Annotated in this window: 1 pseudogene; it reads right to left on the reverse strand. The window is 40.1% G+C overall.

Annotated features, from left to right (window positions below):
- A pseudogene (locus GBG68_RS13970) lies at window positions 1-318 on the reverse strand (hypothetical protein); the annotation flags it as partial.
- Window positions 319-332 lie beyond the last annotated feature (14 nt).

The following is a 332-nucleotide window of genomic DNA, read 5'->3' on the forward strand; positions in this document are numbered from 1 at the left end:
TTCCATCGAATTTGAAATTCCCAAATTACAGGTATCTGTTCCTGGACAAGTGGTTACATCGGCAACGGTGTTATGGCCCGGTGCAGAAAGCCCTAACTCATCTAAAGCCAAAAACAAAGCTGGCAAAGCTTCTTTGGTCACATATTTAAGCAACAAGCCTTGGTTAATGGTTACCCTAATATCATCAGCGATAAGCGGTTTAACTGCTGCTATGAATTTACGAGCAATGGTAGTAGACATATCGCCAGTTCTTACCTTTACGTACACCCCATGATAACCCTTTTGCTTTTGTAAAAAAACATTTGTATCCAACCACACTTGGTAAATCAATT

The sequence above is a fragment of the Alkalilimnicola sp. S0819 genome (genome assembly GCF_009295635.1).
Lineage (GTDB): Bacteria > Pseudomonadota > Gammaproteobacteria > Nitrococcales > WHIW01 > S0819.